The 20,943-nt window shown below is 68.2% G+C and carries 19 protein-coding genes, 1 pseudogene and 1 other annotated feature; of the genes and pseudogenes, 12 read left to right on the forward strand and 8 right to left on the reverse strand.

The window, feature by feature from the left end; translation table 11 throughout:
- Window position 1: 1 nt before the first annotated feature.
- The 3 genes from CEQ11_RS05240 (at window position 2) to CEQ11_RS05250 (ending at window position 2,287) form a co-directional block, all read left to right on the forward strand.
- Complete coding sequence (locus CEQ11_RS05240) at window positions 2–409, forward strand: 6-carboxytetrahydropterin synthase (protein ID WP_088477968.1); 408 nt, start codon at window positions 2–4, stop codon at window positions 407–409.
- Window positions 410–447: 38 nt separating this feature from the next.
- Complete coding sequence (locus CEQ11_RS13450; protein WP_227718750.1) at window positions 448–1,170, forward strand: 7-carboxy-7-deazaguanine synthase QueE; 723 nt, start codon at window positions 448–450, stop codon at window positions 1,168–1,170.
- Window positions 1,171–1,291: 121 nt separating this feature from the next.
- On the forward strand, window positions 1,292–2,287 hold the full coding sequence (locus CEQ11_RS05250) for an IS481 family transposase (protein ID WP_088477969.1): 996 nt from the start codon (window positions 1,292–1,294) through the stop codon (window positions 2,285–2,287).
- Window positions 2,288–2,312: 25 nt separating this feature from the next.
- Here CEQ11_RS05250 and folE read toward each other — a convergent pair whose 3' ends face one another.
- From folE to CEQ11_RS05275, 5 genes and pseudogenes are all read right to left on the reverse strand, one after another.
- Entirely contained in the window at window positions 2,313–2,888 is a 576-nt protein-coding gene (folE, locus tag CEQ11_RS05255) for a GTP cyclohydrolase I FolE (protein WP_088477970.1), read from the reverse strand.
- Window positions 2,889–2,999: 111 nt separating this feature from the next.
- Window positions 3,000–3,180, reverse strand: a pseudogene (locus tag CEQ11_RS05260) (integrase core domain-containing protein); the annotation flags it as partial.
- A gap of 88 nt (window positions 3,181–3,268) precedes the next feature.
- A complete protein-coding gene (locus tag CEQ11_RS05265; protein WP_227718751.1) occupies window positions 3,269–4,279 on the reverse strand; it encodes an IS110 family transposase in 1,011 nt (336 codons plus the stop codon).
- A gap of 201 nt (window positions 4,280–4,480) precedes the next feature.
- Window positions 4,481–4,942 (reverse strand): DDE-type integrase/transposase/recombinase, encoded by a 462-nt coding sequence (locus CEQ11_RS05270; RefSeq protein ID WP_088477972.1) that lies wholly within the window; start codon window positions 4,940–4,942, stop codon window positions 4,481–4,483.
- A gap of 3 nt (window positions 4,943–4,945) precedes the next feature.
- Window positions 4,946–5,239: an IS3 family transposase gene (locus CEQ11_RS05275; RefSeq protein WP_088477973.1), complete on the reverse strand. Its 294-nt coding sequence runs from the start codon at window positions 5,237–5,239 to the stop codon at window positions 4,946–4,948.
- Window positions 5,179–5,278, reverse strand: a sequence feature (AL1L pseudoknot). (Overlaps the previous gene by 61 nt.)
- Before the next feature lie 1,993 nt (window positions 5,279–7,271).
- Here CEQ11_RS05275 and CEQ11_RS05280 point away from each other — a divergent pair.
- Both CEQ11_RS05280 and CEQ11_RS05285 read left to right on the forward strand, forming a co-directional pair.
- The gene (locus CEQ11_RS05280) at window positions 7,272–8,516 is read left to right on the forward strand and encodes an IS256 family transposase (protein WP_031943898.1); all 1,245 of its coding nucleotides are present in this window, start codon (window positions 7,272–7,274) and stop codon (window positions 8,514–8,516) included.
- 1,034 nt (window positions 8,517–9,550) lie between these two features.
- Window positions 9,551–10,819 carry a tyrosine-type recombinase/integrase gene (locus CEQ11_RS05285; RefSeq protein WP_088477974.1) on the forward strand — a complete coding sequence of 423 codons (1,269 nt, stop codon included), beginning with the start codon at window positions 9,551–9,553 and terminating at the stop codon, window positions 10,817–10,819.
- Between the two features lie 435 nt (window positions 10,820–11,254).
- Here the strand turns inward: CEQ11_RS05285 and CEQ11_RS05290 are convergent, their stop codons facing one another.
- Both CEQ11_RS05290 and CEQ11_RS05295 read right to left on the reverse strand, forming a co-directional pair.
- Entirely contained in the window at window positions 11,255–12,424 is a 1,170-nt protein-coding gene (locus CEQ11_RS05290; protein WP_088477975.1) for an IS1249 family transposase, read from the reverse strand.
- 84 nt (window positions 12,425–12,508) lie between these two features.
- On the reverse strand, window positions 12,509–13,399 hold the full coding sequence (locus tag CEQ11_RS05295; RefSeq protein ID WP_088477976.1) for an NlpC/P60 family protein: 891 nt from the start codon (window positions 13,397–13,399) through the stop codon (window positions 12,509–12,511).
- Window positions 13,400–13,696: 297 nt separating this feature from the next.
- Between CEQ11_RS05295 and CEQ11_RS05300 the strand changes: the two genes are divergently transcribed.
- Window positions 13,697–14,896, forward strand: a complete 1,200-nt coding sequence (locus CEQ11_RS05300; protein ID WP_227718895.1) for a glycosyltransferase — start codon at window positions 13,697–13,699, stop codon at window positions 14,894–14,896.
- Here CEQ11_RS05300 and CEQ11_RS05305 read toward each other — a convergent pair.
- Complete coding sequence (locus CEQ11_RS05305; protein ID WP_167635515.1) at window positions 14,872–15,582, reverse strand: M23 family metallopeptidase; 711 nt, start codon at window positions 15,580–15,582, stop codon at window positions 14,872–14,874. The genes CEQ11_RS05300 and CEQ11_RS05305 overlap by 25 nt on opposite strands.
- Window positions 15,583–15,989: 407 nt before the next feature.
- Here CEQ11_RS05305 and rpsB point away from each other — a divergent pair, with 407 nt between their 5' ends.
- The 6 genes from rpsB to CEQ11_RS05335 all read left to right on the forward strand — a co-directional run bounded on the left by rpsB (window position 15,990) and on the right by CEQ11_RS05335 (window position 20,909).
- Entirely contained in the window at window positions 15,990–16,844 is an 855-nt protein-coding gene (rpsB, locus tag CEQ11_RS05310) for a 30S ribosomal protein S2 (protein ID WP_067189775.1), read from the forward strand.
- 101 nt (window positions 16,845–16,945) lie between these two features.
- Window positions 16,946–17,782: a translation elongation factor Ts gene (gene tsf / locus CEQ11_RS05315; RefSeq protein WP_070638471.1), complete on the forward strand. Its 837-nt coding sequence runs from the start codon at window positions 16,946–16,948 to the stop codon at window positions 17,780–17,782.
- 195 nt (window positions 17,783–17,977) lie between these two features.
- Window positions 17,978–18,733 carry a UMP kinase gene (gene pyrH, locus CEQ11_RS05320; protein WP_067189779.1) on the forward strand — a complete coding sequence of 252 codons (756 nt, stop codon included), beginning with the start codon at window positions 17,978–17,980 and terminating at the stop codon, window positions 18,731–18,733.
- Window positions 18,734–18,813: 80 nt separating this feature from the next.
- The gene (frr, locus tag CEQ11_RS05325) at window positions 18,814–19,371 is read left to right on the forward strand and encodes a ribosome recycling factor (RefSeq protein WP_067189781.1); all 558 of its coding nucleotides are present in this window, start codon (window positions 18,814–18,816) and stop codon (window positions 19,369–19,371) included.
- 42 nt (window positions 19,372–19,413) lie between these two features.
- Complete coding sequence (locus CEQ11_RS05330; protein WP_070638466.1) at window positions 19,414–20,247, forward strand: phosphatidate cytidylyltransferase; 834 nt, start codon at window positions 19,414–19,416, stop codon at window positions 20,245–20,247.
- 68 nt (window positions 20,248–20,315) lie between these two features.
- On the forward strand, window positions 20,316–20,909 hold the full coding sequence (locus CEQ11_RS05335; protein WP_070638463.1) for a DivIVA domain-containing protein: 594 nt from the start codon (window positions 20,316–20,318) through the stop codon (window positions 20,907–20,909).
- The last annotated feature ends 34 nt before the right edge of the window (window positions 20,910–20,943 follow it).

Below are 20,943 nucleotides of genomic sequence, written 5' to 3' on the forward strand. Positions count from 1 at the left end.
GATGTACGCAGAGATCAGCAAAGACTTCGACTTCTCAGCATCACACCGGCTCGACGGCCTGCCCGGGGACCATCAGTGTTCACGGCTCCATGGGCACAACTATCGGGTGCGCCTCAGCATCGCGGGTTCTATCGTGGCACCGGGTTTCGTGGTCGACTATGGAGAGCTAGCCTTCTTCAAAGGCTGGATCGATCAGACTCTGGACCACCGCCATCTGAACGACGTCATGGATGGCAACCCTACGGCGGAGAACCTAGCGGCGTGGATGATTTCTCTAGTGAGTGAGCGGCTCCAGGCGATGGGTCACGAGAATGTGGCCGTGGTCAAGGTCGCTGTCTCGGAGACGCCGAAGACTTGGGCGATTGTCACGCGGACCCTGGCGCCCCATACGCTGGAGGAGCAGCGGTGACGGTTCCGCCAGGGTCAGGGCTGTCCTCAAAGGGTGGCGTGGAGTCGTTTGCGCCGCAGAAGGGACTGCTCCCCATCAGTGAGATATTCGGGCCCACTATCCAGGGTGAGGGCCCCTTCGCGGGCCGAGTGTGTTCCTTCCTTCGTTTCGGGGGGTGCAATCTGGGCTGTTGGTGGTGCGACTCGGCTTACACGTGGGACGGCCGAAACTATGATCTACGGGAAGAAATCGTCATGCGGTCTGCTGAGGAGGTGTTAGAGCTTGTTCCGATGAGTCCCATCTGCGTCATCACCGGCGGGGAGCCCCTGCTCTACCAGCGACGCCCCGCTTTCATGGAACTCGTCAGGGCGCTGGTACGGCGGGGGCAGACAGTCCACTTCGAGACCAATGGAACTGTAGAGCCGCTTGCGGAGCTAGTAGGCCTCGCTGAGGCGTTCGTAGTCTCGCCGAAGTTGCCCCATGCGAGGGCTCAGCGGGGTCGCGTGTCCCCAGCGCTCCACCCAGGATGGGGGGCGATAGGGCGTCGGGGGTCCGCATATCTCAAAGTCGTGGTCGAATCTGAGTCGGATGTGGTTGCCACGGTGCGTCTGGCTGATGAGAATCAGTGGGACCGGGGCCGTGTTTGGGTGATGCCTGAAGGTGTGGACAAGGGCACCCTTGAGCGGAAATGGCGCGAGGTATGTGAATGGGCCACGGCGCTTGGAGTCAATGCCTCCCACCGCCTTCATGTCCTCGCCTGGGGCGAGGATCGGGGTCGCTGACTTCGGGGATGTTCTAGCTGTGATGTCCAGGGACGTTGTTGCGTGAACAGCTGACAGGCGAAGGCCTCCTGTTGCGAGAGTGGAGTTGTCGAGAAACCGCTCACGCGAACAGAAGGCCTTCATGTCCCACGCTAACGCCGCCCTGACCCCTCGCGCCCGCCTACGCCTGGCCAAGCTCATCGTCGAGGAGCGCTGGCCGGTGGCCACCGCGGCCAAGATGTTCATGGTCGCCCCACCCACCGCACGCAAATGGGCCACACGCTTCCGGGCCGAGGGACCTGCAGGGATGGCAGACCGGTCCAGCCGGCCGTCCACGATGCCGACCAGGACACCACCGGCGGTGGTGAAGCAGATCGTGGCCGCCCGATGGCGCCGACGCCTGGGGCCGGCACAGATCGCCGGTGAGCTCGGGATGCCGGCCTCCACCGTGCATGCCGTGCTCGTGCGCTGCCGGATCAACCGCCTGGCCCGTCTGGACCGGGTCACCGGCGAGCCGATCCGCCGCTACGAGCACCCCCACCCCGGCTCGCTGATCCACGTCGACGTCACCAAGTTCGGGCGCATCCCCGACGGGGGCGGACACCGATTCGTCGGGCGTCAGCAGGGCATGAAGCACCGCGCGGCGACCTCGGACCGAGAAGGAACCCGGGACGCCCGATACCAGCCCCGGCTCGGGGTGGGGTACCTGCACACCGTGATCGATGACCACTCCCGTTTCGCATATGTCGAGATGCACTCCGATGAACGCAGCCAGACGGCCATCGCGGTGTTGCGCCGCGCGGGCGCCTGCTTCGCGCGCCTGGGCGTGGAGGTGGAACGGGTGCTCTCGGACAACGGCTCGGCCTACCGCTGGCATGCCTGGCGTGATGCCTGCACCGAGCTTTCGATCACGCCGAAGTGGACTCGGCCTTACCGGCCGCAGACCAACGGGAAGACCGAGCGGTTCCATCGAACGCTCGCTGACGGCTGGGCCTATGCCCGGTTCTATGGGTCCGAGGCAGAGCGCCAGGCCGCGTTGCCTGGATGGCTGCACTTCTACAATCATCACCGTATCCGCTCCGCGATCGGAGCCGTGCCCGCCAGCAGGCTCAACAACCTCCCTGGACATCACATCTAGCTGGCAGGATGCTCCGGCAGAAGGGTCAGTGCCCTCGGATCAGAGTGAGAACCTCTGAGCGGGTGGCTGGATCTCGGAACTGCCCGCGGACTGCGGACGTCACCGTCCTGGAACTCGGCTTCTGCACGCCGCGCATGGCCATGCAGAGGTGTTCGCATTCTATTACCACGATGGCCCCTGAGGCCCCGAGATGAGTCATTAGAGCGTCGACGATTTGCGTGGTGAGCCGCTCCTGGACCTGGGGACGACGTGCGTACAGCTCCACGAGACGGGCCAGCTTGCTCAGTCCGGTGACCTTGCCGTGAGGGCCAGGCAGGTAGCCGATATGGGCGCGACCGTGGAAGGGGAGGAGGTGATGCTCGCAGGTCGAATAGAAGGGGATATCCTTGACCAGCACTAACTCGGAGTGTTCGATGTCAAAAGTCGTGGAGAGAAGCCGGGCGGGGTCGTCGGCCAGGCCTGAGAACAGCTCTGCATAGGAACGAGCGACGCGTTGCGGTGTTTCGAGGAGCCCCTCGCGTTCAGGATTCTCACCGATCGCGACTAGGATCTCGCGAACCGCGGCCGCGATGCGCTCCTGATCAATGGTGATACTAGGCATGGATGCTTCGTCTTTGGCGTGCTTCCGCGTGGTCAATGGTGCATCATCTCCTCGTCCGTCTGAAGCGCCCTGGGTTTCGTTCCGAGATCAGGACGCAACGGGCGCTGAGTCCTAATCGTGAGTGTAAGCCACCTCGACCTCCACGGGAGTGCGGTAGCCGAGGGCCTCATGCAGGCGGGCGGTGTTCCACCAGTGCACCCACCCCATCGTGGCCAGCTCGACCGCCTGCACGGACTCCCAGATCCGCTTGGAATGGATGAGCTCTTACCTTGTAGAGGCCGTTCACGCTCTGAAGCCAGGGCGTTGATGCTCCTATAGTTGTCAACTCGCGATCTGACCGGTGCGAGGGTTGGTCTTCACGAGGTGGTAGACCTCGCGGATCACGTACCTCTTGAGGCAGCGAATGATGTCTCGCTTGGACTTTCCTCCGCGGTGCGTCGTGCCACGTAGGCAATCGTGGGCTCATGGAAGCGCATCCGCACGATGACTGTCCTGTAGATGGCTGCGTTCAGCTGACGGTGACCGCCATGATTGATCCGATGCTTTCCGCTGGTCATCCCTGAGCCTGTAGGCACGGGGCTGATGCTGGCGAGCTTGGCGAATGCTGCCTCGCTCTTGATTCGTTCGGGATTGTCCCCGGCCACGATGAGGATCTCCGCCGCCGTGTCCACGCCGATCCCGAACTGGTCGAGCAGGTGCGGCGCACGCGCGATCACGAGCCCCTTGATCATGGCCTCGAGCTCGAGGATCTCCTCGTTCAACGCCAGCCACCGCCTGGCCAGCGACCGGAGCACATGACGATTGGCCTCCTCCGGCGTGCTCAGCGCGCGGGGGCGCAGGGAAGCGCAGTGGCGAGCGATCATCTTCTGCGTCTTCCCCTTCAGTACCTTGCGTAGATTTTCTTCGGCGTGCACGAGCATCGCCTTCAACGTGATCATCGCTGCAGAGCGGTCTTTGACCGCAGTGTCGTGAGCGACTTTGAGCTGACGGATCATTTCCACGCTCCCGTCGGCGCTCTTGGGCGTGGCGGTGGCGAAACCCGCGCGGACTGCGCGGGCCGCGTTCTCAGCGTCCAAGGTGTCGGACTTCCCGTTCAGCCGATGCAGGCGTCGGTCTGGGCGCGAGACTTCCACGACCTTGTGCCCCTGGCGACGGATGTACGAGGCCAGACCAGCCCCGTAGGAACCTGTACCCTCGATGCCGAACGCGATGATGGTGCCGTAGTCCGCGGCCCATTCCAGGAGCTGCTGGTAACCGGCACGGTCGGTGGCGATCGTGCCGGTCGCGAGAATCCCACCGATCGAGTCCATGACGGCGGCCACGTGGATGTGCTTATGGGTGTCCACGCCGATCACGACGTGACCGGAACGGGTGGGGGCGATCTGGGTCATGACGGTACTGTCCTTCGGCTGCGTGTGCGGGGGCGGCACCGACGCCGGTGGGCGGACAGGACTGTCACGGGGACACGGTCACGAAAATGCTCCAGGCTCCTATCAGGTCACGCCCGGACCGGCGGCAGTGGTCGTACGTGCCCGGCCGCGGGCCCGACAGATCAACGCCAAGACACCATGCGGGTCAATCGTAGAGATGGGTCAGAGCACCACGGCCAGGACTTCCTCATCCTCGCGGAATCCGGCCCTCAGAGACTGACAGTCGTAGGAGTCGCCCACGGTGCCCACCGAAGCGCTCGCCCCGGCGGTGATGAGCGCGTCGCAGTAGGCCAGGCTGACGTCCTGGGCGCCTCGGTCCGAGTGGTGGATCAGACCTTTCCGGCCCCGGCTGGCACCAGTGCTCAGGAGAGCATGTTCAAGGGCCAGCAACGGCAGCCCCTGGGTATGCAGACTGGCTGACACGGCCCACCCCACGATCCGGCGGGTGAAGACGTCGGTGATGAACGCGACGTAGCAGAACCCGCCCAGAATCCTGACGTAGGTGATGTCAGCGACCCACGGCTGGTTCGGCCGCTCGGCGGTGAAGCAGCGCTCGACGAGGTCAGGACGAGCATCCGGCTCGCCTACCGGCCTCGTGGTGATCGGCTTGCGGCCCCGCCGCACTCCCTACAGACCGGCGGCCCGCATGAGCCGGGCGGTCTGGTCGCGCCCGAGTTGCCAGCAGGCCCGGACCATTGCGTGGTGCATCTTCCGGACCCCGTAGACGCTGTAGTTCTCCGCGTGGATCCGGCGGAGTTCCTCGATGAGGAGCTTGTCTCGCAGAGCCCGCGCGGAGGTGGGCCGTGTCTTCGCGGTGCGGTAGGCCCGGGAGGTGATGAACCCACACGCTGTCGCATCAAGGGGGCGGCAGATGGCCTCGACCCCGAATTGATCGCGGTGTTCGTCGATGAACGCGATCATCTCGTCGTGGGGCGGTCGAGCTCCCTGGCGAAAAAAGCCGAGGCGGCTTTGAGGATCTCGTTCGCCCGCCGGGCTTCGGCAAGCTCTCGCTTGAGCCTGCGGATCTCTTCGGCCGGACTCTGGCCAGCAGGCACTGGTGCTACCTCGTGGCCGTAGCGGTGGCACCACATCCGCAGCGTCTCTTCACCGACTCCGACCTGCGGGGCGTTGTCGTGTCGCGCCCGGGACACCACAGCGCCGCGCTGCGGCACCCTGTACCGCGTGGTGCCCACACTGCGTCCGCACGGGCGCACCCATGCGACGCCACAGCGCCCCATAGCGCGTCGCGGTGGCGTCACCACCGGGACGCGCACCCGCCACACCAGCAGCGTCAGGGTGCTCGCAGGCGTCTGCACGGCGTCTGCCCTAACTCGCACCGCTGTACCCAGTGCGTCAGCCCGGTGGCTCGATAGTGTCTCGGAGGAGACACTGCTGTGTCGCCGGTGCGTCACCCAGTGGCGTCGACTTCGCCCCGCTTCGACACCCATGCACCGCCGGTCGCATCAGCGATATTCCCCGGCCACCAGACTGCGCCGACACCGGCTGCACCCATGCCGCAGCCGGCCACGGACGGCACCGTGCCCTCGACGGCCCACACCAGCCCCGCACCACCGTCCGACGCCCCGACCGCCACGGTCGCGTCAGAGGGCCCGCTGCGCGGCCCACACCAGCTGCCGTGCCATGCCGTGCCACTGCCGCGTCCACGGTCGCACCAGGGGCCCACAGGAGGTCGCCAAGGCCCCGGCCGCCACCGGTGCCACCACTGCGCCGCAGACCCCACACAGCCGTCGAGCGATGCCCTGCCCACAGGTGCCGCAGCCGGTCACCGAAGCCGTCGACACCGTGCCCGCCACCAGTGCCGCAGAAGCGTGTATCAGCACCGGCACCACCAGCCCGCAACAAGGGTCCGAAGCAGGTGTCACAGAGGTGCAACCGACCGCCGCAACGGATGTCGCAGACCGTACAACGCGCGACCGTACGGTCGTATCAGCTGCGCCCGAACCGCTGTACGGGTGCATGTTAGCCTGACCAGGGGCTTCTCCGCTGATCTGTACGGTCGTGCCATGGTGTGAAACCGATGACCGTACAGGTGTGCGACGCCGCGAATCCCCTGATGTTCCAGGCCTACGCTGAAGCTCCGGCCGTGGAACTGTGCTCTGCACTATGGAAGGGGTGAAAGGGCATAAGGGAACCTGATACAGCCGGTCCTGCGGACCCGCCCTCCGGGCGGTCTTACGCTTACGCTCCAGACGGCTGTACCCCGCATAGCCGGGAGGTTCCTGTGCCGTGGTCGCTGGCGCTCCCTTGCCCCTGCGACACAGCCCCACTGGGGCTCTGTCTCCGGCATGCCCCCAGCCTCCGGCTGGACCGGCCGGACACCCCGCCTGGCGGCGGTGTCTCCGGGGATGGGACCGACCCCACGATGCGGTGGTTGGGGGGTCTGTCCCGGGTGTGCTTACCGCCGGCTCCGAGTCCTCTGATCGAGGTGTCGGATCGGACCGGCTGAGGCTGAGCACGAGGCGGCGCATCGGTGTGCCGGAGCGCCGCCGGGGGTCTGTGCCTGTGGCCGCCGGCGGTGCCGTCCCTGCACCATGTGCTGCACCGTGGCCTCGACACGATGAGCTGCGGGCACGGGCGTGATGCGGTGCTGCCGGCGCCCGGCTCGTGGCACTGCGTCGGAGGTGCCTCGAGGCCGGAGGGGGAGTGGTGGAGCACCGCGCCGTACACGCCGTGCATCGTTGCCGCCGATTGGCGCACGGCTGATGTTGTGCTGCCAGGCAGTGTCGTGCAGAAACATTTCCGCGAATGATGGCCGCAATCATTGTGTGGATCGTTGCAGTCAATGATGCGGAGAATATTTCCCCGTGGAGTTGAGTCCCTGATAGTGGTGTAACCCTCCCCGGTCGCCAACACCGTCCCCAGCATGGACGCAGTCACCGTGGGAGCCTTCGAGTGAACCTTCCACAGCACTCTCGAAAGGGACATCACCACGATGACCGCTCCTCACATTGTCGACCCTGAACGCCTGCTACGCGAAGCGATCGGCGAAGCCTCGCCGGACTTGTTGCGCCACCTGCTGCAGACCGTGATCAACGCCCTGCTCAGCGCTGACGCAGACGCGGTCTGCGGCGCCGAGTACGGCACCGCTTCTGATACCCGCACCGCACAGCGCAACGGGTACCGCCACCGGCCCCTCGACACCCGCGCCGGCACGATCGACGTGGCCATCCCGAAACTGCGCGCCGGCACGTACTTCCCAGAGTGGCTGCTCGAGCGACGCAAGCGGGCCGAGTCCGCGTTGATCACGGTCGTCGCCGACTGCTACCTCGCTGGGGTCTCCACCCGACGCATGGACAAGCTCGTGCGCCAGCTGGGCATCGACTCGCTCTCGAAGTCCCAGGTCAGCCGGATGGCCGCCGAGCTGGACGAGCACATCGACGCGTTCCGGCACCGCCCGCTGGGGGATGCCGGCCCGTTCGTGTTCCTCGCCGCGGACGCCCTGACCATGAAGGTTCGCGAGGGTGGTCGGGTGATCAACGCGGTGGCCATGGTCGCCACCGGCGTCAACGCTGACGGGCGACGTGAGGTACTCGGGCTGCGGGTGGCCACCACGGAGTCAGGCGCGGCGTGGAACGAGTTCTTCGCTGATCTGGTCGCCCGCGGCCTTCACGGGGTGAGACTGGTGACTTCGGACTCCCACCGTGGCCTGGTCGAAGCCATCGCGGCGAACCTGCCCGGGGCCGTGTGGCAGCGGTGCCGCACGCACTATGCCGCGAACCTGATGGCGGTGACCCCGAAGGCCATGTGGCCGGCGGTGAAGGCCATGCTCCACAGCGTCTACGACCAGCCTGACGGGCCGGCGGTGCACGCCCAGTTCGACCGGCTCTTGGACTACGTGGCCGAGCGGTTGCCCGCCGTGGCTGGGCACCTCGATGCTGCTCGGGAGGACATCCTCGCGTTCATCTCGTTCCCGAAGGACGTGTGGTCCCAGATCTGGTCGAACAACCCTGCCGAGCGCCTGAATCGGGAGATCCGGCGCCGCACGGACGCGGTGGGCATCTTCCCGAACCGGGATGCCGTGGTGCGGCTCGTGGGGGCCGTGTTGGCTGAGCAGACGGATGAGTGGGCCGAGGGCCGCCGGTACCTCGGTCTCGAGCTGCTGGCCCGCTGCCGCGAGCCCCTCACGCAAGAACCGGGCACCGTGATGGGCACGGAGGTGATGCCGGCCCTGGCCTGATTCTCATGCCTCGAAGACGGTTACACCACTTCCAGGGACTTGACCCCCCGTGGTCGTGATGTGGTGATGCTCTATCTGGACGGGGGCGTTCAATCTCGGGGACGTTTGCATCGCGCGATGCGCAGGCGGCGTCGCTTCCGTGCATCTACGACGCTCTCGTCTCATCGACTGCGGTGTCTCCGCAGGGTTCGCGTCTCCCATGCGTCGTCGGCGCGTCGCCTGGAGGTCCTGACTGGCGTGCAATGGAGAGTCATGCCACTGCTGGGGTTCGAACTACCCGATACCGCCTTCAGAACTAGGTCGCAGTGAGGGGTCAGCTGAAGCGCTGTACCCAATTTTTGGGTACAGGCTCAATTCCCGGTCTGACTTGGGCGTACCCATGTACCCAGAATGGGTGCAGACCACTCTGTACCCATTCTGTACCCAGGAGTGGTACATGCAACGCCCCAGGTCAGAGTGCGATTTCGAGGCGCGTACCCAAAATACCCAGTTTGAACGAAACCTTGCGGGCATGTGCGTGCATGCGCGTACGCAGGCGCATGCGCACGTACGTAAGGTCAAAATACTGGGTACTTTGGGTACAAGGGTGGTCAAACCAGGGTCTGACAAGGGACGATATATGTACCCATTTTACTTTCAAAATGGGTACAGACCCCCCATGACCTCCCTCGAAAACCCCTCCTCCGGAGACCTGGATTCCCGGCCTGACCTGGGGTGGTGAGGTGGTACCTGCGACCCTGGGTACCTTGTACCCATTCGTGTACCCATTTTGGGTACAAGCCCCCGGCATCTTGGGTACAGGCCTGCTCGCGACCCGCCTCAACGACTCCACGCTCGCCCGCACGGCGCTGTGCGCCGATCTGAGGGCCGTTCTGTCCGTGGAGGTGGGGGAATGGGCTTGAAGGCCTTCCGGGAGTTCTGAGGCCCCTCATGCCCTTCTCGTGCACCCGTCTGGTCATGCTGCTCCGGATGCTCACGGGGGGCGTTGGGTGAGGTGAGGCGATTTCGCGTTGTCTCCGGCTACGCTGACCACCATGCCCCCCGCCCCCCGCGCCTCGACCGCCCGTCTCGGCCCAGGCGAGGACTCGATCGACCGCGCTCGACCGACGACCCTGTCGGACGGGACGATCCGCCTCATCTGGCGAATCCAGGTCCCGGGGGAGGCCAAGCCCCGCCGTCAGACGACGAAGGGGCCCTCCGCCGGCGTCGTGCGCCGCCGCGCCCGTGCGAAGGCGGAGTCGATCCTGGCATCGACCGCCGCCGGATGGACCCCCTCCGACGCCCTGTTCTCCTACATCGACCAGGTCGTCCGCCCCGCCCTGGAGGCCGACCCCCGCCTGGCCCCATCGACCAGGTCCCTCTACATGCGCGCCCTGGGTCGCATCGACGACCGGCTCGGCCGCCAGACGATCGCGTCCGCGATGACCTACCGCGCTCTGGAGGGCGCCCTCCAGGCTGTGGCCGCGGCCCATGGCGCCGAGGCAGCCAGGCAGGCGCGGACGGTCCTCAGCTCGCGCCTGATCCCGTCGCTCCTCCGCGACGACCTGATCTCTCACCACCCTCTGGCTGGCATCAGGATCGACCTCTCGACCGGCGCCCGCCCGCGGCGGCCCGACGCCCCTGTCGGAGGCGTGGCTCTGTCCCGCGACCAATACGCCCGCTGCCTCTCGTATCTCCTCGACCTCGACCCCACGACCCTCGCGCCGACCACGACCCGGTCGCGCTGGACGGTCGCCGAGCAAGTCGCGGTCCGCGAAGCAACCATCGCGACCACCCTCCTCCAGGCCACGACAGGTCTCCGGATCTCGGAGGCGCGGCAGCTGGCGTGGTCTGATGCCCGGCTCGACCCGACCGGGACCCTCTGGGTTACCGTGCCCGCCGAGCTCTCGAAGACCCGGCGGGGGAGGACGGTCCCCATCCTCGCCCCCCGCGTCGCCGGCGCCCTCCTGGCCCGCCGCGACCGGCTCTCCGCGCAGCATCGCGTTCCCGCGGGCCGGCTCCTCCTCATCGGCTCGCCGACCGACCCGACCCGGCCGTGGGACGGCCGAAACGCGCGCCAGCGGCTTGCAGAGCTTTACGTCCATCTCGCCGAGCGGCTCGACATCCCCGAGCTCGAGCGGGAGAGAACGCACGTCTGGAGAGCGACTCTGAACGGCATCCTCTCGGACGCCCCCGCAGCAGTCCGCGCGGCCGCGTTCGGTCACAGCGAGCAGGTGAACCAGCGCAGCTACACCGATGGTCGCGATCTCAGCCAGCTCGCCGACATCGCCCGAGACGTGCTCGGGGGAGGCCTCGAAAAGTGACCTCCAAAGTGACCTCAATATCCAGGAACTTGGCAGATCGTGACAGATCGCCGTAGATCGAGAACCGCGCCAGAATACGCGGAATCACGCGGAGAACCGCATGATCTAGCCGCTGACGAGACCTCCGGACCCATTTTCCCTTGGTCACGGGTTCAAGTCCCGTACGCCCTACCTCTCTGCGGCCTTCGGTCCGGTCCACGCCGGGACGGAGGCCGCAGCCATGACCGATTCTTCCCGGCCCGCCGAACCGAGGGGCCGCGGCACCGCGGACGACGACGGTCCGGCACCTTCCGTGCGGAAGGTGCCGGACCGTCGTCGGGCCTGGACCGTGGACGCCGTCACCCGAGGGGGCCGGCGCGTGTCTGCGGCTCAGTAGCGGCCGGCCACCGAGAGCATGTGGGTTATAGGCAGAAAAGTGTGTATGGCCCGGGCGTGTCAGGGCCTGTGCCTGCCGCCCCAACCGTGCTGGATCCCGTTGCCGTCTTCCCAGCTGAACCCGGTGTCGTAGAGCGCTGGCCCCAGTGGCTCCTCGATGGGTGCCTGTCGTGGGCCAGTGGTGGTCTTGTACTCATCGGTGACCAGGCTCCACGGGTCGATCGGGTGGGCAGTGAGCGAGTTCAGCAGCCAGTCCACCGCGATCACTGCGTGGGCCGTGCGCATGCCTCGGTGGGCGCGCAGCAGGGCCTTGATCGCCGCGTTCGGGCCTCCTTCCAGTGGTGAGGTCGTCCTCGGCAGCGTTGCGTTCTGCAGCTCTTGCAGTGCCGGTTCGAGCCAGGTGAACAGCTCGTTGCGGTTGATCAGTCTGCGCAGCATCGCCCGTGCTCGGCGCAGCCTGCGGTGGGTGTACCACCAGCGGGCACCGGCATGGATTCCTGTTGGTCGGGCTGCGCCGGTGCCGGCGTGGGTGCGTTCTTTCAGGAACTGTTCCCAGCGGGCGTCCCAGGAGGCGTACTCGCCCAGCCAGGCCGCGGCCGCGTCGAGGTCCTGCACCTTCATCAGAGCCTTGGTCAGGGCCAGCAGTTCCCGGCCGGGTTGAAGGCGTGGGGTCAGTGTCAGGTGCCGGCGGATGACCTGGAAGATGTGGAAGTAGCAGCGCTGCACTCGGGTGTCTGGCCAGGAGGCGGCAATCGCTGCGGCGGCCCCGGTGCCGCCGTCGATCACGACCATGCCCGGGGCGGGGATGCGGTCCAGCAGAGCGCTCCAGGCTGCTTTGGACTCCTTGTCGCACCACTGCCAGTCGATCACGTGTGTCCCGTCGTAGGTGATCAGCACGCACCAGCCCTGGAAGTAGGTGCCATCGAGCATCAGCACCGGGTGGACCACTCCGTCAGGGGTCGGGCGAGGAGGCGGCACGCGCCAGCACCAGGCGGTGCGGGCTCGGAAGGTGCGTGCTGGCATCGGCAGTCGGTGTTGTCCTGCCGGGCTCAGCAGCCAGGTGATGAACAGTCTCAGCTGCGCGGCTGCGGTGATCTCGCCGCGGGCTCTGGTGGCAGAGGCCCCGCAACAGCGGCATCGGTAGCGGGTCGTTCCGGCGCTGGTCTTGCCGTTCTTGACCAGGGGTTGGGCGCATACACCACAGTGCGGTCGGTTGCGTGGAAGAAGCACTGAACATGCTCTCAGAGCATGTTCAGCCCCCTGTTGCTCGCATGATCACTGGGCTAGAGGCCGATCGTGTACACACTTTTCTGCCTATAACCCGAGCATGTTGGTCGGCATGTAGTCCACCGAGGTGATCATGAGGCCGCGGTGCGGATTCAGGGCGTGGGCCATCTTGCCGTCGCCGATGTACATCGCCACGTGGTAGACGCGGCCGGTGGAGGAGTTGCGCCAGAAGAACAGGTCGCCGGGCTGGGCTTGGGACTTCGGCACGAAGGACTTGGCGTTCCGGTACTGGTCGTGGGAGACCCGCGGCAGGGAGAAGCCGGACTTGGCCATGGCCTCGCGGACCAGGGCGGAGCAGTCGTAGCCGTACGGGCCGTTGCCGCCCCACTGGTAGTAGGTGCTCGGGTCGTTGACCTTGGAGACGATGTGCTTGACCGCGGCGGTCTTGGAGGACGGGGCCGGGGCCGGGGCAGGGGCCGGAGCCGGGGCAGGGGCGGAGGAGGAGCCCGAGACCTTCAGGACGTCGCCCACGTACATCGGGCTGTTGATGGTCTTGCCGTTCAGCGAGGCCAGGGCATACATGTCCATGCCGTGGTTGTTCGCGACGCGCCACCAGCTGTCGCCGGCCTTCACGGTGTAGGTGCCGGTGGACGGGGCAGGGGCAGGGGCCGGAGCCGGGGCAGGGGCCGAGCTGCCGTTGCTGACCTTGAGGACGTCGCCGACGTAGATGGTGGCGTCGATGGTCTTGCCGTTCATGGCGGCGAGGTCGTACATGTCCATGCCGTGGTTGTGGGCGATGCGCCACCAGCTGTCGCCGGCCTTGACGGTGTAGGTCGCCGGGGCTGCGACGGCCTCGGTGGCGGTGGAGACGGCGCCTGCACCGACGACGGTGCCGGCGCCCAGGGACAGGGCCAGGGAGGCGACGAGGGGACGACGACCGCGGCGAGCGGTGCGTGGGTGCTTCTGGGTCTCAGACATAGCGAATCTTCCAGTCGGGGACCGGCAGGTGGCATGGAGCCGCCAGGGCTTTCCGGCAGGAAGGTGCCCAGGGGTGGCCGGTACGAGAGTGAATCGGTGTGGTGAGGCCGGGAGCCGCGGGAGCGGACGGGGAAGGTCCGGGATCCGGACGATGTCCGCATCGTTATCGAATATACATGTTCGTTATCTAAACGCAACTATTGCTGTGACGGGTGTCTCTGGCGTGTCGCGCGGGGCGGGCCGCTGCCCTGCCGGCGCGATCCGGCCGGTAGCGTGGGCACCGTGACAGACCGCCCCCTGCGCCTGCTGATGGACGCCCGCTACACGCGCACCGACTTCCATGACGGCATCTCGCGCTACGGCGCCAGTCTCATCGCGGCCGTGCACCGGCTGACGACTGCGGGGGAGTGGGCCGGCCGTGTTCAGATGCACATGCTGGTCAGTGACGAGGCGCAGCTGCGCCTGCTGCCGGCCGGCGTCCCGTGGCACCGCGCCACCGGGCCCACCTCGCCCCTCGAACCGACGCTTCCCGTGCAGGTGAACCGGCTGCGTCCGGACGTGGTGTTCTCCCCGATGCAGACGATGGGCTCCGCCGGCCGCCGCTACGGGCTGATCCTCACGCTCCACGACCTCATCTACTACGAGCACCGCACCCCGCCGCGGAACCTGCCCGAGCCGGTGCGCTGGCTGTGGCGGCTCTACCACCTCGGCTACGGACCGCAGCGGCTGCTGCTCAACCGCGCGGACCGCGTGGCCACCGTCTCTCAGACCACGGCCGGGCTGATCGCCGAGCACGCGCTGACGCGACGCCCCGTGGACGTGGTGCCCAATGCTCCGCAGCCGGTGGCCGAGCCCCGGAACCCGGACGCGGCGCCGGCCCGCTCGCTCGTCTACATGGGCTCCTTCATGGACTACAAGGACGTGGACTCGCTCGTGGCCGCGATGCCGCTGCTGCCGGGGTACACGCTGCATCTGCTCTCGACGGTGCCGGCCGAACGCCGGGCGGAGCTGGAGGCGCTGCTGGCGCGGCGGCGCGCCGAGACGGGGGCCGGGACAGCGACCGGAGCGCACGGCGCGGGGGCCGGAACCTCCGGTGAGGTGGTCTTCCACAACGGCGTCACCGACGAGGAGTACATCGCCCTGCTCCGCGAGGCCACGGCGCTGGTGACCCTGTCCCGGGCCGAGGGCTACGGCCTGCCCGTGGCCGAGGCGATGTCCCACGGCACTCCGGTGATCGGCTCGGACATGCCGATCTTCCGCGAAGTCGCCGGGGGAGCCGAGCCCGCCTTCCTCCCGGTTCCGCTCGACGGCGACCGTCCCGCCGCCTTCGCCGCGCAGGTCCGCACCCTCACCGCGCCCGGCGCCTGGGCCGCGGCCTCGCGGGCCGCCGTGGGGCGTGCCGCCCGCTACCGCTGGGAGGACTCGGCGGCGCGGCTGCTCGCGGCAGTGGAGTCCGTCGCCGATGAACGCGCTCAGTCCCGCTCCCGCCGCGGCTGAGCCCCGTCCTCACCGGCATCGTCCTCCCTCCCGGCGCCGCCGTCCTCGCCGAGCGGCCACAGCACCGAGGGGCCGGACAGCCCCAGCAGCAGCGCCGGGTCCAGATAGCGATCCCGCAGCGTGCGGCCCACCAGCCAGCCGTCCAGCACGCGCACGCCCAGGTGCACGCACGGCTCGGCGCAGTGCTCCGCCGCCGGGTCCAGCCGGCCGACCGGCTGTCCCGCCGTCACCGTCTCCCCCTTCCCGACGACGGCCACCACCGGCTCCATCGAGCTCACCACCTCCTGTCCGTGGTCGATCGACAGCACCGGCCGCCCCGCCACCATGCCGACGTGCCGGACCGTCCCGTCCGCCGGAGCCAGCACGACGTCCCCGCGCAGCCGCAGGTCCACGCCGCGGTGACCGGGATCCCAGGGCTGTTCGGGGGCGTCGAAGGCGCGCAGCAGGTCTCCGGCACCCGCGCCGGGCGCGGGGGAGGACCAGCGCAGCCCCGCCGGGATCGGTGTGGGGTCGGGTGCGGAGGCGGCGGTGCCTGCAGCGGACGACGCCGCCGGTGGGCCGGCACCGGCCGGTGCGGCGCCGAGCAGCACGGTCAGCAGCAGCACCGTCGCCGGGCGGCGCAGGCCGGGGCGGCGGAAGGGCGCCCGCCTGCTCGGGCGGGGCGAAGCGGTGAGTGACGTTCCCATGGGGCCAGGGTGCGCAGAAGACGGAGGCCGGTGCCGTCGTCGAGAAGCGAACTGTGGAGGGAACCGGGCAACCGGTCCGCTGTGCAGGAGGGGACGAGCGGGCGGAAGAGGTGCCGGGCGGGCTGGGGTACGATGGTCACAGCGGTGACGTGTGCTGTGCCCGGAAACGGGAGGCGACGTCATCGACTACGCACACCACGGTGCGGCTGCGGGGCCCCGGTCCCACAGCGGCAGACCCCACCGACGGTCCCGTCCCCACGGACGGGTTTCGGCGGCGGTCCGGCGGCACCGCCGTCGTGGTGTCAGGGACCGCCCGGCCGGGCGGTCGAAGAACCGTGAAACAACGATCGGCAGCCGCCTGCGCACAGACGCGCGGGGTCCTACGGCCGCCACAGAAGGGATTCGACATGTCGTCCGTCGTGACCATGCGCCAGCTCCTCGACTCCGGTGTCCACTTCGGCCACCAGACCCGCCGCTGGAACCCCAAGATGAAGCGCTTCATCTTCACCGAGCGCAACGGCATCTACATCATCGACCTCCAGCAGTCGCTGACCTACATCGACCGTGCCTACGAGTTCGTCAAGCAGACCGTCAAGCACGGTGGCACCATCCTGTTCGTCGGCACCAAGAAGCAGGCCCAGGAGGCCATCGCCGAGCAGGCCAACCGCGTCGGCATGCCGTACGTGAACCACCGCTGGCTGGGCGGCATGCTCACCAACTTCCAGACCGTCTCCAAGCGCGTGCAGCGCATGAAGGAGCTCGAGGAGATCGACTTCGAGGACGTGGCCGGCTCGGGCCACACCAAGAAGGAGCTCCTCCTGCTCTCCCGCGAGCTGCAGAAGCTCGAGGCCAACCTGGGCGGCATCCGCAACATGTCCAAGACCCCCTCCGCCGTGTGGGTCGTGGACACCAAGAAGGAGCACCTCGCCGTGGACGAGGCCCAGAAGCTGGGCATCCCGGTGGTCGCCATCCTCGACACCAACTGCGACCCGGACGAGGTCACCTACCCGATCCCGGGCAACGACGACGCGATCCGCTCCGTCGCCCTGCTGACCCGCGTGGTCGCCGACGCCGTCGCCGACGGCCTGATGGCCCGCTCCGGCAAGGGCGGCGACGCCTCCGCCGAGCCGATGGCCGAGTGGGAGCGCGAGCTGCTCGAGCAGCACAACGCCGAGAAGGCCGCCGAGGCCGAGCAGACCGAGGGTGAGGCCGCTGAGGCCGCCGCTCCGGCCGCCTCCGAGGACGCCGCCAAGGGCGAGTGACCCCGGACCGCCCCGGCGGGCGCCCAGCCGCACCCGCCGGGGTGGACCCCAGACATCAGCATCCCGCAACCACCCCATCCAACGGGAAGGACCGAACGAGCATGGCGAACTACACCGCTGCCGACATCAAGGCCCTGCGCGAGCGCACCGGCGCCGGCATGATGGACGTCAAGAAGGCCCTCGACGAGGCCAACGGCGACACCGACAAGGCCATCGAGATCATCCGCGTCAAGGGTCTCAAGGGCGCCACCAAGCGCGAGGGCCGCGCCGCGGCCGAGGGCCTCGTCGCCGCCACCGTCGAGAACGGCGTCGGCGTGATGGTCGAGCTGAACTGCGAGACCGACTTCGTGGCCAAGGCCGAGAAGTTCATCACCCTGGGCGACGTCGTCCTGAAGACCGCCGTCGACTCCGGCGCCGCCGACCTCGAGTCGCTGCTGGCCGCCGAGTACGAGGGCCGCACCCTCGGCGACCACGTCACCGAGGAGGGCGCCCTGATGGGCGAGAAGGTCGTCGTGCGCCGCATCGCCCGCGTCGAGGGCGCCTTCGTGGACGCCTACCTCCACAAGACCTCCAAGGACCTGCCGGCCCAGGTGTCCGTGCTCCTGGCCGTGGACTCCGACTCCGACGAGGCCAAGACCGCTGCGCACGACATCGCCGTGCACACCGCCGCCTACTCGCCGACCTACCTCACCCGTGAGGACGTCCCGGCCGAGACCGTGGAGAACGAGCGCCGCATCGCCGACGAGACCGCGCGTGCCGAGGGCAAGCCGGAGCAGGCCCTGCCGAAGATCGTCGAGGGCCGCCTGACCGGCTTCTTCAAGGAGATCGTCCTCGAGGACCAGCCCTTCGCCAAGGACCCGAAGACCACGGTGGGCAAGGTCGCCTCCGAGGCCGGCACCAAGGTCACCGGCTTCGCTCGCTTCCGCGTCGGCAACTGAATCACGCCGCGGCGCCTGCCGCTCGGTCCGCCCCTGATTCGGGGGTAGGATCGTAGCGATCCGAGCCCGCGCCGGTCCGCATGCACCGCATGCGGCCGCCACCGATGGCGGGGTGGTCACCAGCTCGGTGACCACCCCGCCGTTGTGTGCCCACACCTGGACAAGCCCGAGACGACGCCCCGAGGAGTCCCGCACATGGAGACGAACACCCACACCCAGTCCCTGCCGACCGTGACCGACGCCGCCACGGGACGCCGCCGCGTGCTGCTCAAGCTCTCCGGCGAGGTCTTCGGCGGCGGCAAGGTCGGCGTGGACCCGGACACCGTCCGCGGCATCGCGGAGCAGATCGCCGAGGCCGCCGAGTCCGTCGAGATCGCGATCGTGGTCGGCGGAGGCAACTTCTTCCGCGGCGCCGAGCTGTCCGAGAACGGCATGGACCGCCGTCGCGCCGACTACATGGGCATGCTCGGCACCGTCATGAACTGCCTCGCCCTCCAGGACTTCCTCCTCCAGGCCGGCGTCTCCACCCGCGTGCAGTCCGCGATCTCCATGGAGCAGGTCGCCGAGCCGTACATCCCGCTGCGCGCCATCCGCCACATGCAGAAGGGGCGCGTGGTGGTCTTCGGCGCCGGCACCGGCCTGCCCTACTTCTCCACGGACACCGTGGCGGCGCAGCGCGCCCTCGAGATCGGCGCGGACGAGGTCCTCATGGCCAAGTCCGGCGTGGACGGCGTCTACACCGCCGACCCGAAGAAGGACCCGAACGCCGAGCGTCTGGACCACCTCACCTACGACGAGGCCCTGCAGCGGGACATCCGCGTCATGGACCTGACCGCCATGACCATGTGCAAGGACAACGGCCTGCCCATGCGTGTGTTCGGGATGGAGGGCCCCGGCAACGTCACCGCTGCTCTGCGCGGCGACGGCATCGGCACCACCGTCACCCCCTGAGCCGGGGCCCGCCCGAGTCCGAGTCCCTGAATCCCACGTAGGATGGAGGGCAGCCACTCACCCACACGTCAGGAGACATCGTGATCCAGGAGACCCTGCAGTCCGCCGAAGAGCAGATGGGCCGCACCATCGAGGCCACCCGCGAGGACTTCGCCTCCGTGCGCACCGGCCGCGCCAACCCGGGCCTCTACTCCAAGGTGATGGTGGACTACTACGGCGCCATGACCCCGCTGCAGCAGCTGGCCTCCTTCACCACCACGGACGCCCGCACCCTGCTGATCACCCCCTTCGACGTGTCCGCGCTGCGCAACATCGAGAAGGCCCTGTCCGAGTCGGAGGTCGGTGCCAACCCGTCGAACGACGGCAAGGTCATCCGCGTGGTGATGCCGGAGCTCACGGAGGAGCGCCGCAAGGAGTACGTGAAGCTGGTCAAGCAGAAGGCGGAGGAGCACAAGATCTCCGTCCGCAACGCCCGCCGCAAGGCCAAGGAGGCCATCGACAAGGCCGTCAAGGACGGCGACGTCGGCGAGGACGAGGGCGCGCGCGGGGAGAAGGAGCTCGACGCCATGACGAAGAAGCACGTGGACCTCATCGAGGACATGGCGAAGAACAAGGAAGCCGATCTGCTCGAGGTCTGAGGCCCCGCCCGGGCCCCAGCGACGCCCCACCGGAAGCATCCAATGACCACAGCCGCGGAGACCCCCGCACCCCCACGCGGCGGCCGAGACCTCAAATCCGCCGTCCTCGTGGGGGTCGTGCTGTTGGGCGTCGCCCTGGCCGGCCTGATCCTGTGGGACTGGCTGCTGGCGCTGCTCATGGTGGTGCTGCTGGTCGCCGGCGTCACCGAGGTCGCGAATGCCGTCCGAGGCATCGGCCTGGACGTCCCCAAGCCCCCGCTGTGGATCGCGGCCGTCGCCCTGCCGCTGGCCGCGCTGCTGTGGGGAGTGGAGGCGCTGTTCATCGCCCTGCTGGGGTCGTTGATGCTGGTCTGCCTCTGGACGGAGGCCACTCGCCGCAGACCCACCGGCCAGATCATCCTGGCCGGCGTGTTCGCCGTGATGTGGGCCCCGTTCCTGCTCTCCTTCGGCGTCGCGCTGCTGGACCAGCCGCGCGGCAACTTCATGGTGGCCTGCCTGCTGCTGATGGTGATCGCCAACGACACCTTCGGCTACATCGTGGGCTACCGCTTCGGCAAGAACCCCATCGCGCCGCGCATCAGCCCGAAGAAGTCGTGGGAGGGCCTGGTGGGCTCGCTCCTCGGCGCGGTGCTGGTGGGCGTGGTGGCGGTGCCACTGCTGGTGGGCCAGCCCTGGTGGGTCGGCCTGCTGCTCGGCGTGTTCGCGGTGGTCGCCGCGACCGCCGGCGACTTCTCCGAGTCCATGGTCAAGCGTGAACTCGGAATCAAGGACATGTCCTCCCTGCTGCCGGGCCACGGCGGGGTCATGGACCGCCTGGACTCACTGGTGTTCGCCGCACCGGTGGCCTACACCCTCTTGGCCCTGCCCATCGCCTGAGCGGCGCCCCTGCCCAGGCACCTTCCCCTACGGCCGCCCCAGCGGCCCCTGACACCACAGGAGTGCGGATGTCGAAGAAGTCGCCTGATGACCTGAAGACCACCGTCGACCAGCCCTTCGAGCGCGTGGAGTCCGACGAGATCGGCTATGAGCCCAGCCACGTGGACGCCTTCATGGTGCGTGCCCGCAAGGCCTACGAGGGCGCCGGCGAGCTATCCGTCGAGGACGTCCGCCAGGCCCGCTTCGCCACCGTCAACGGCGGCTACGCCACGGACCAGGTGGACGACGCCCTGGACCGCCTCGAGGACGCCCTGGCGGACTCCGAGCGCGAGGCCTTCGTCTCCGAGCGCGGCGACGAGGACTGGGCCGTGATGCTCACCGAACGCACCGAAGAGCTGCTCGGCCGTGCCGACCGCGCCCCGGGCGAGCGGTTCCGCCGCCCGTCGCGCGCCGATGCCCAGTCCTATGACGTGGACCAGGTGGACGAGTTCTGCGACCGCCTCGCCGAGGCGCTGCGCGCCCCGGAGGGGGAGTCCGAGCTCGATGCGGACGACGTGCGCCGCGCCGCCTTCGCCGCCGCGGAGGGCCGCAAGGGCTACGAGGAGGGCCAGGTCGACGCGTACCTCGACGCGGCCGTGGACGTTCTGCTCCGCCGCGGCTGAGCCGCACACGAACTGTCCGGCAGCCCTACGCGGA

Origin of the sequence: Micrococcus sp. FDAARGOS_333 (assembly GCF_002206575.2) — a bacterium.
GTDB classification, from domain to species: domain Bacteria; phylum Actinomycetota; class Actinomycetes; order Actinomycetales; family Micrococcaceae; genus Micrococcus; species Micrococcus lylae.

Coding starts and splice junctions, on each gene's coding strand:
- CEQ11_RS05240 (WP_088477968.1), top strand. CDS start 2: ATGTACGCAGAGATCAGCAAAGACTTCGACTTCTCAGCATCACACCGG.
- CEQ11_RS05250 (WP_088477969.1), top strand. CDS start 1,292: ATGTCCCACGCTAACGCCGCCCTGACCCCTCGCGCCCGCCTACGCCTG.
- folE (WP_088477970.1), bottom strand. CDS start 2,888: ATGCCTAGTATCACCATTGATCAGGAGCGCATCGCGGCCGCGGTTCGC.
- CEQ11_RS05265 (WP_227718751.1), bottom strand. CDS start 4,279: ATGACCCAGATCGCCCCCACCCGTTCCGGTCACGTCGTGATCGGCGTG.
- CEQ11_RS05275 (WP_088477973.1), bottom strand. CDS start 5,239: ATGATCGCGTTCATCGACGAACACCGCGATCAATTCGGGGTCGAGGCC.
- CEQ11_RS05280 (WP_031943898.1), top strand. CDS start 7,272: ATGACCGCTCCTCACATTGTCGACCCTGAACGCCTGCTACGCGAAGCG.
- CEQ11_RS05285 (WP_088477974.1), top strand. CDS start 9,551: ATGCCCCCCGCCCCCCGCGCCTCGACCGCCCGTCTCGGCCCAGGCGAG.
- CEQ11_RS05295 (WP_088477976.1), bottom strand. CDS start 13,399: ATGTCTGAGACCCAGAAGCACCCACGCACCGCTCGCCGCGGTCGTCGT.
- CEQ11_RS05305 (WP_167635515.1), bottom strand. CDS start 15,582: ATGGGAACGTCACTCACCGCTTCGCCCCGCCCGAGCAGGCGGGCGCCC.
- rpsB (WP_067189775.1), top strand. CDS start 15,990: ATGTCGTCCGTCGTGACCATGCGCCAGCTCCTCGACTCCGGTGTCCAC.
- tsf (WP_070638471.1), top strand. CDS start 16,946: ATGGCGAACTACACCGCTGCCGACATCAAGGCCCTGCGCGAGCGCACC.
- pyrH (WP_067189779.1), top strand. CDS start 17,978: ATGGAGACGAACACCCACACCCAGTCCCTGCCGACCGTGACCGACGCC.
- CEQ11_RS05330 (WP_070638466.1), top strand. CDS start 19,414: ATGACCACAGCCGCGGAGACCCCCGCACCCCCACGCGGCGGCCGAGAC.
- CEQ11_RS05335 (WP_070638463.1), top strand. CDS start 20,316: ATGTCGAAGAAGTCGCCTGATGACCTGAAGACCACCGTCGACCAGCCC.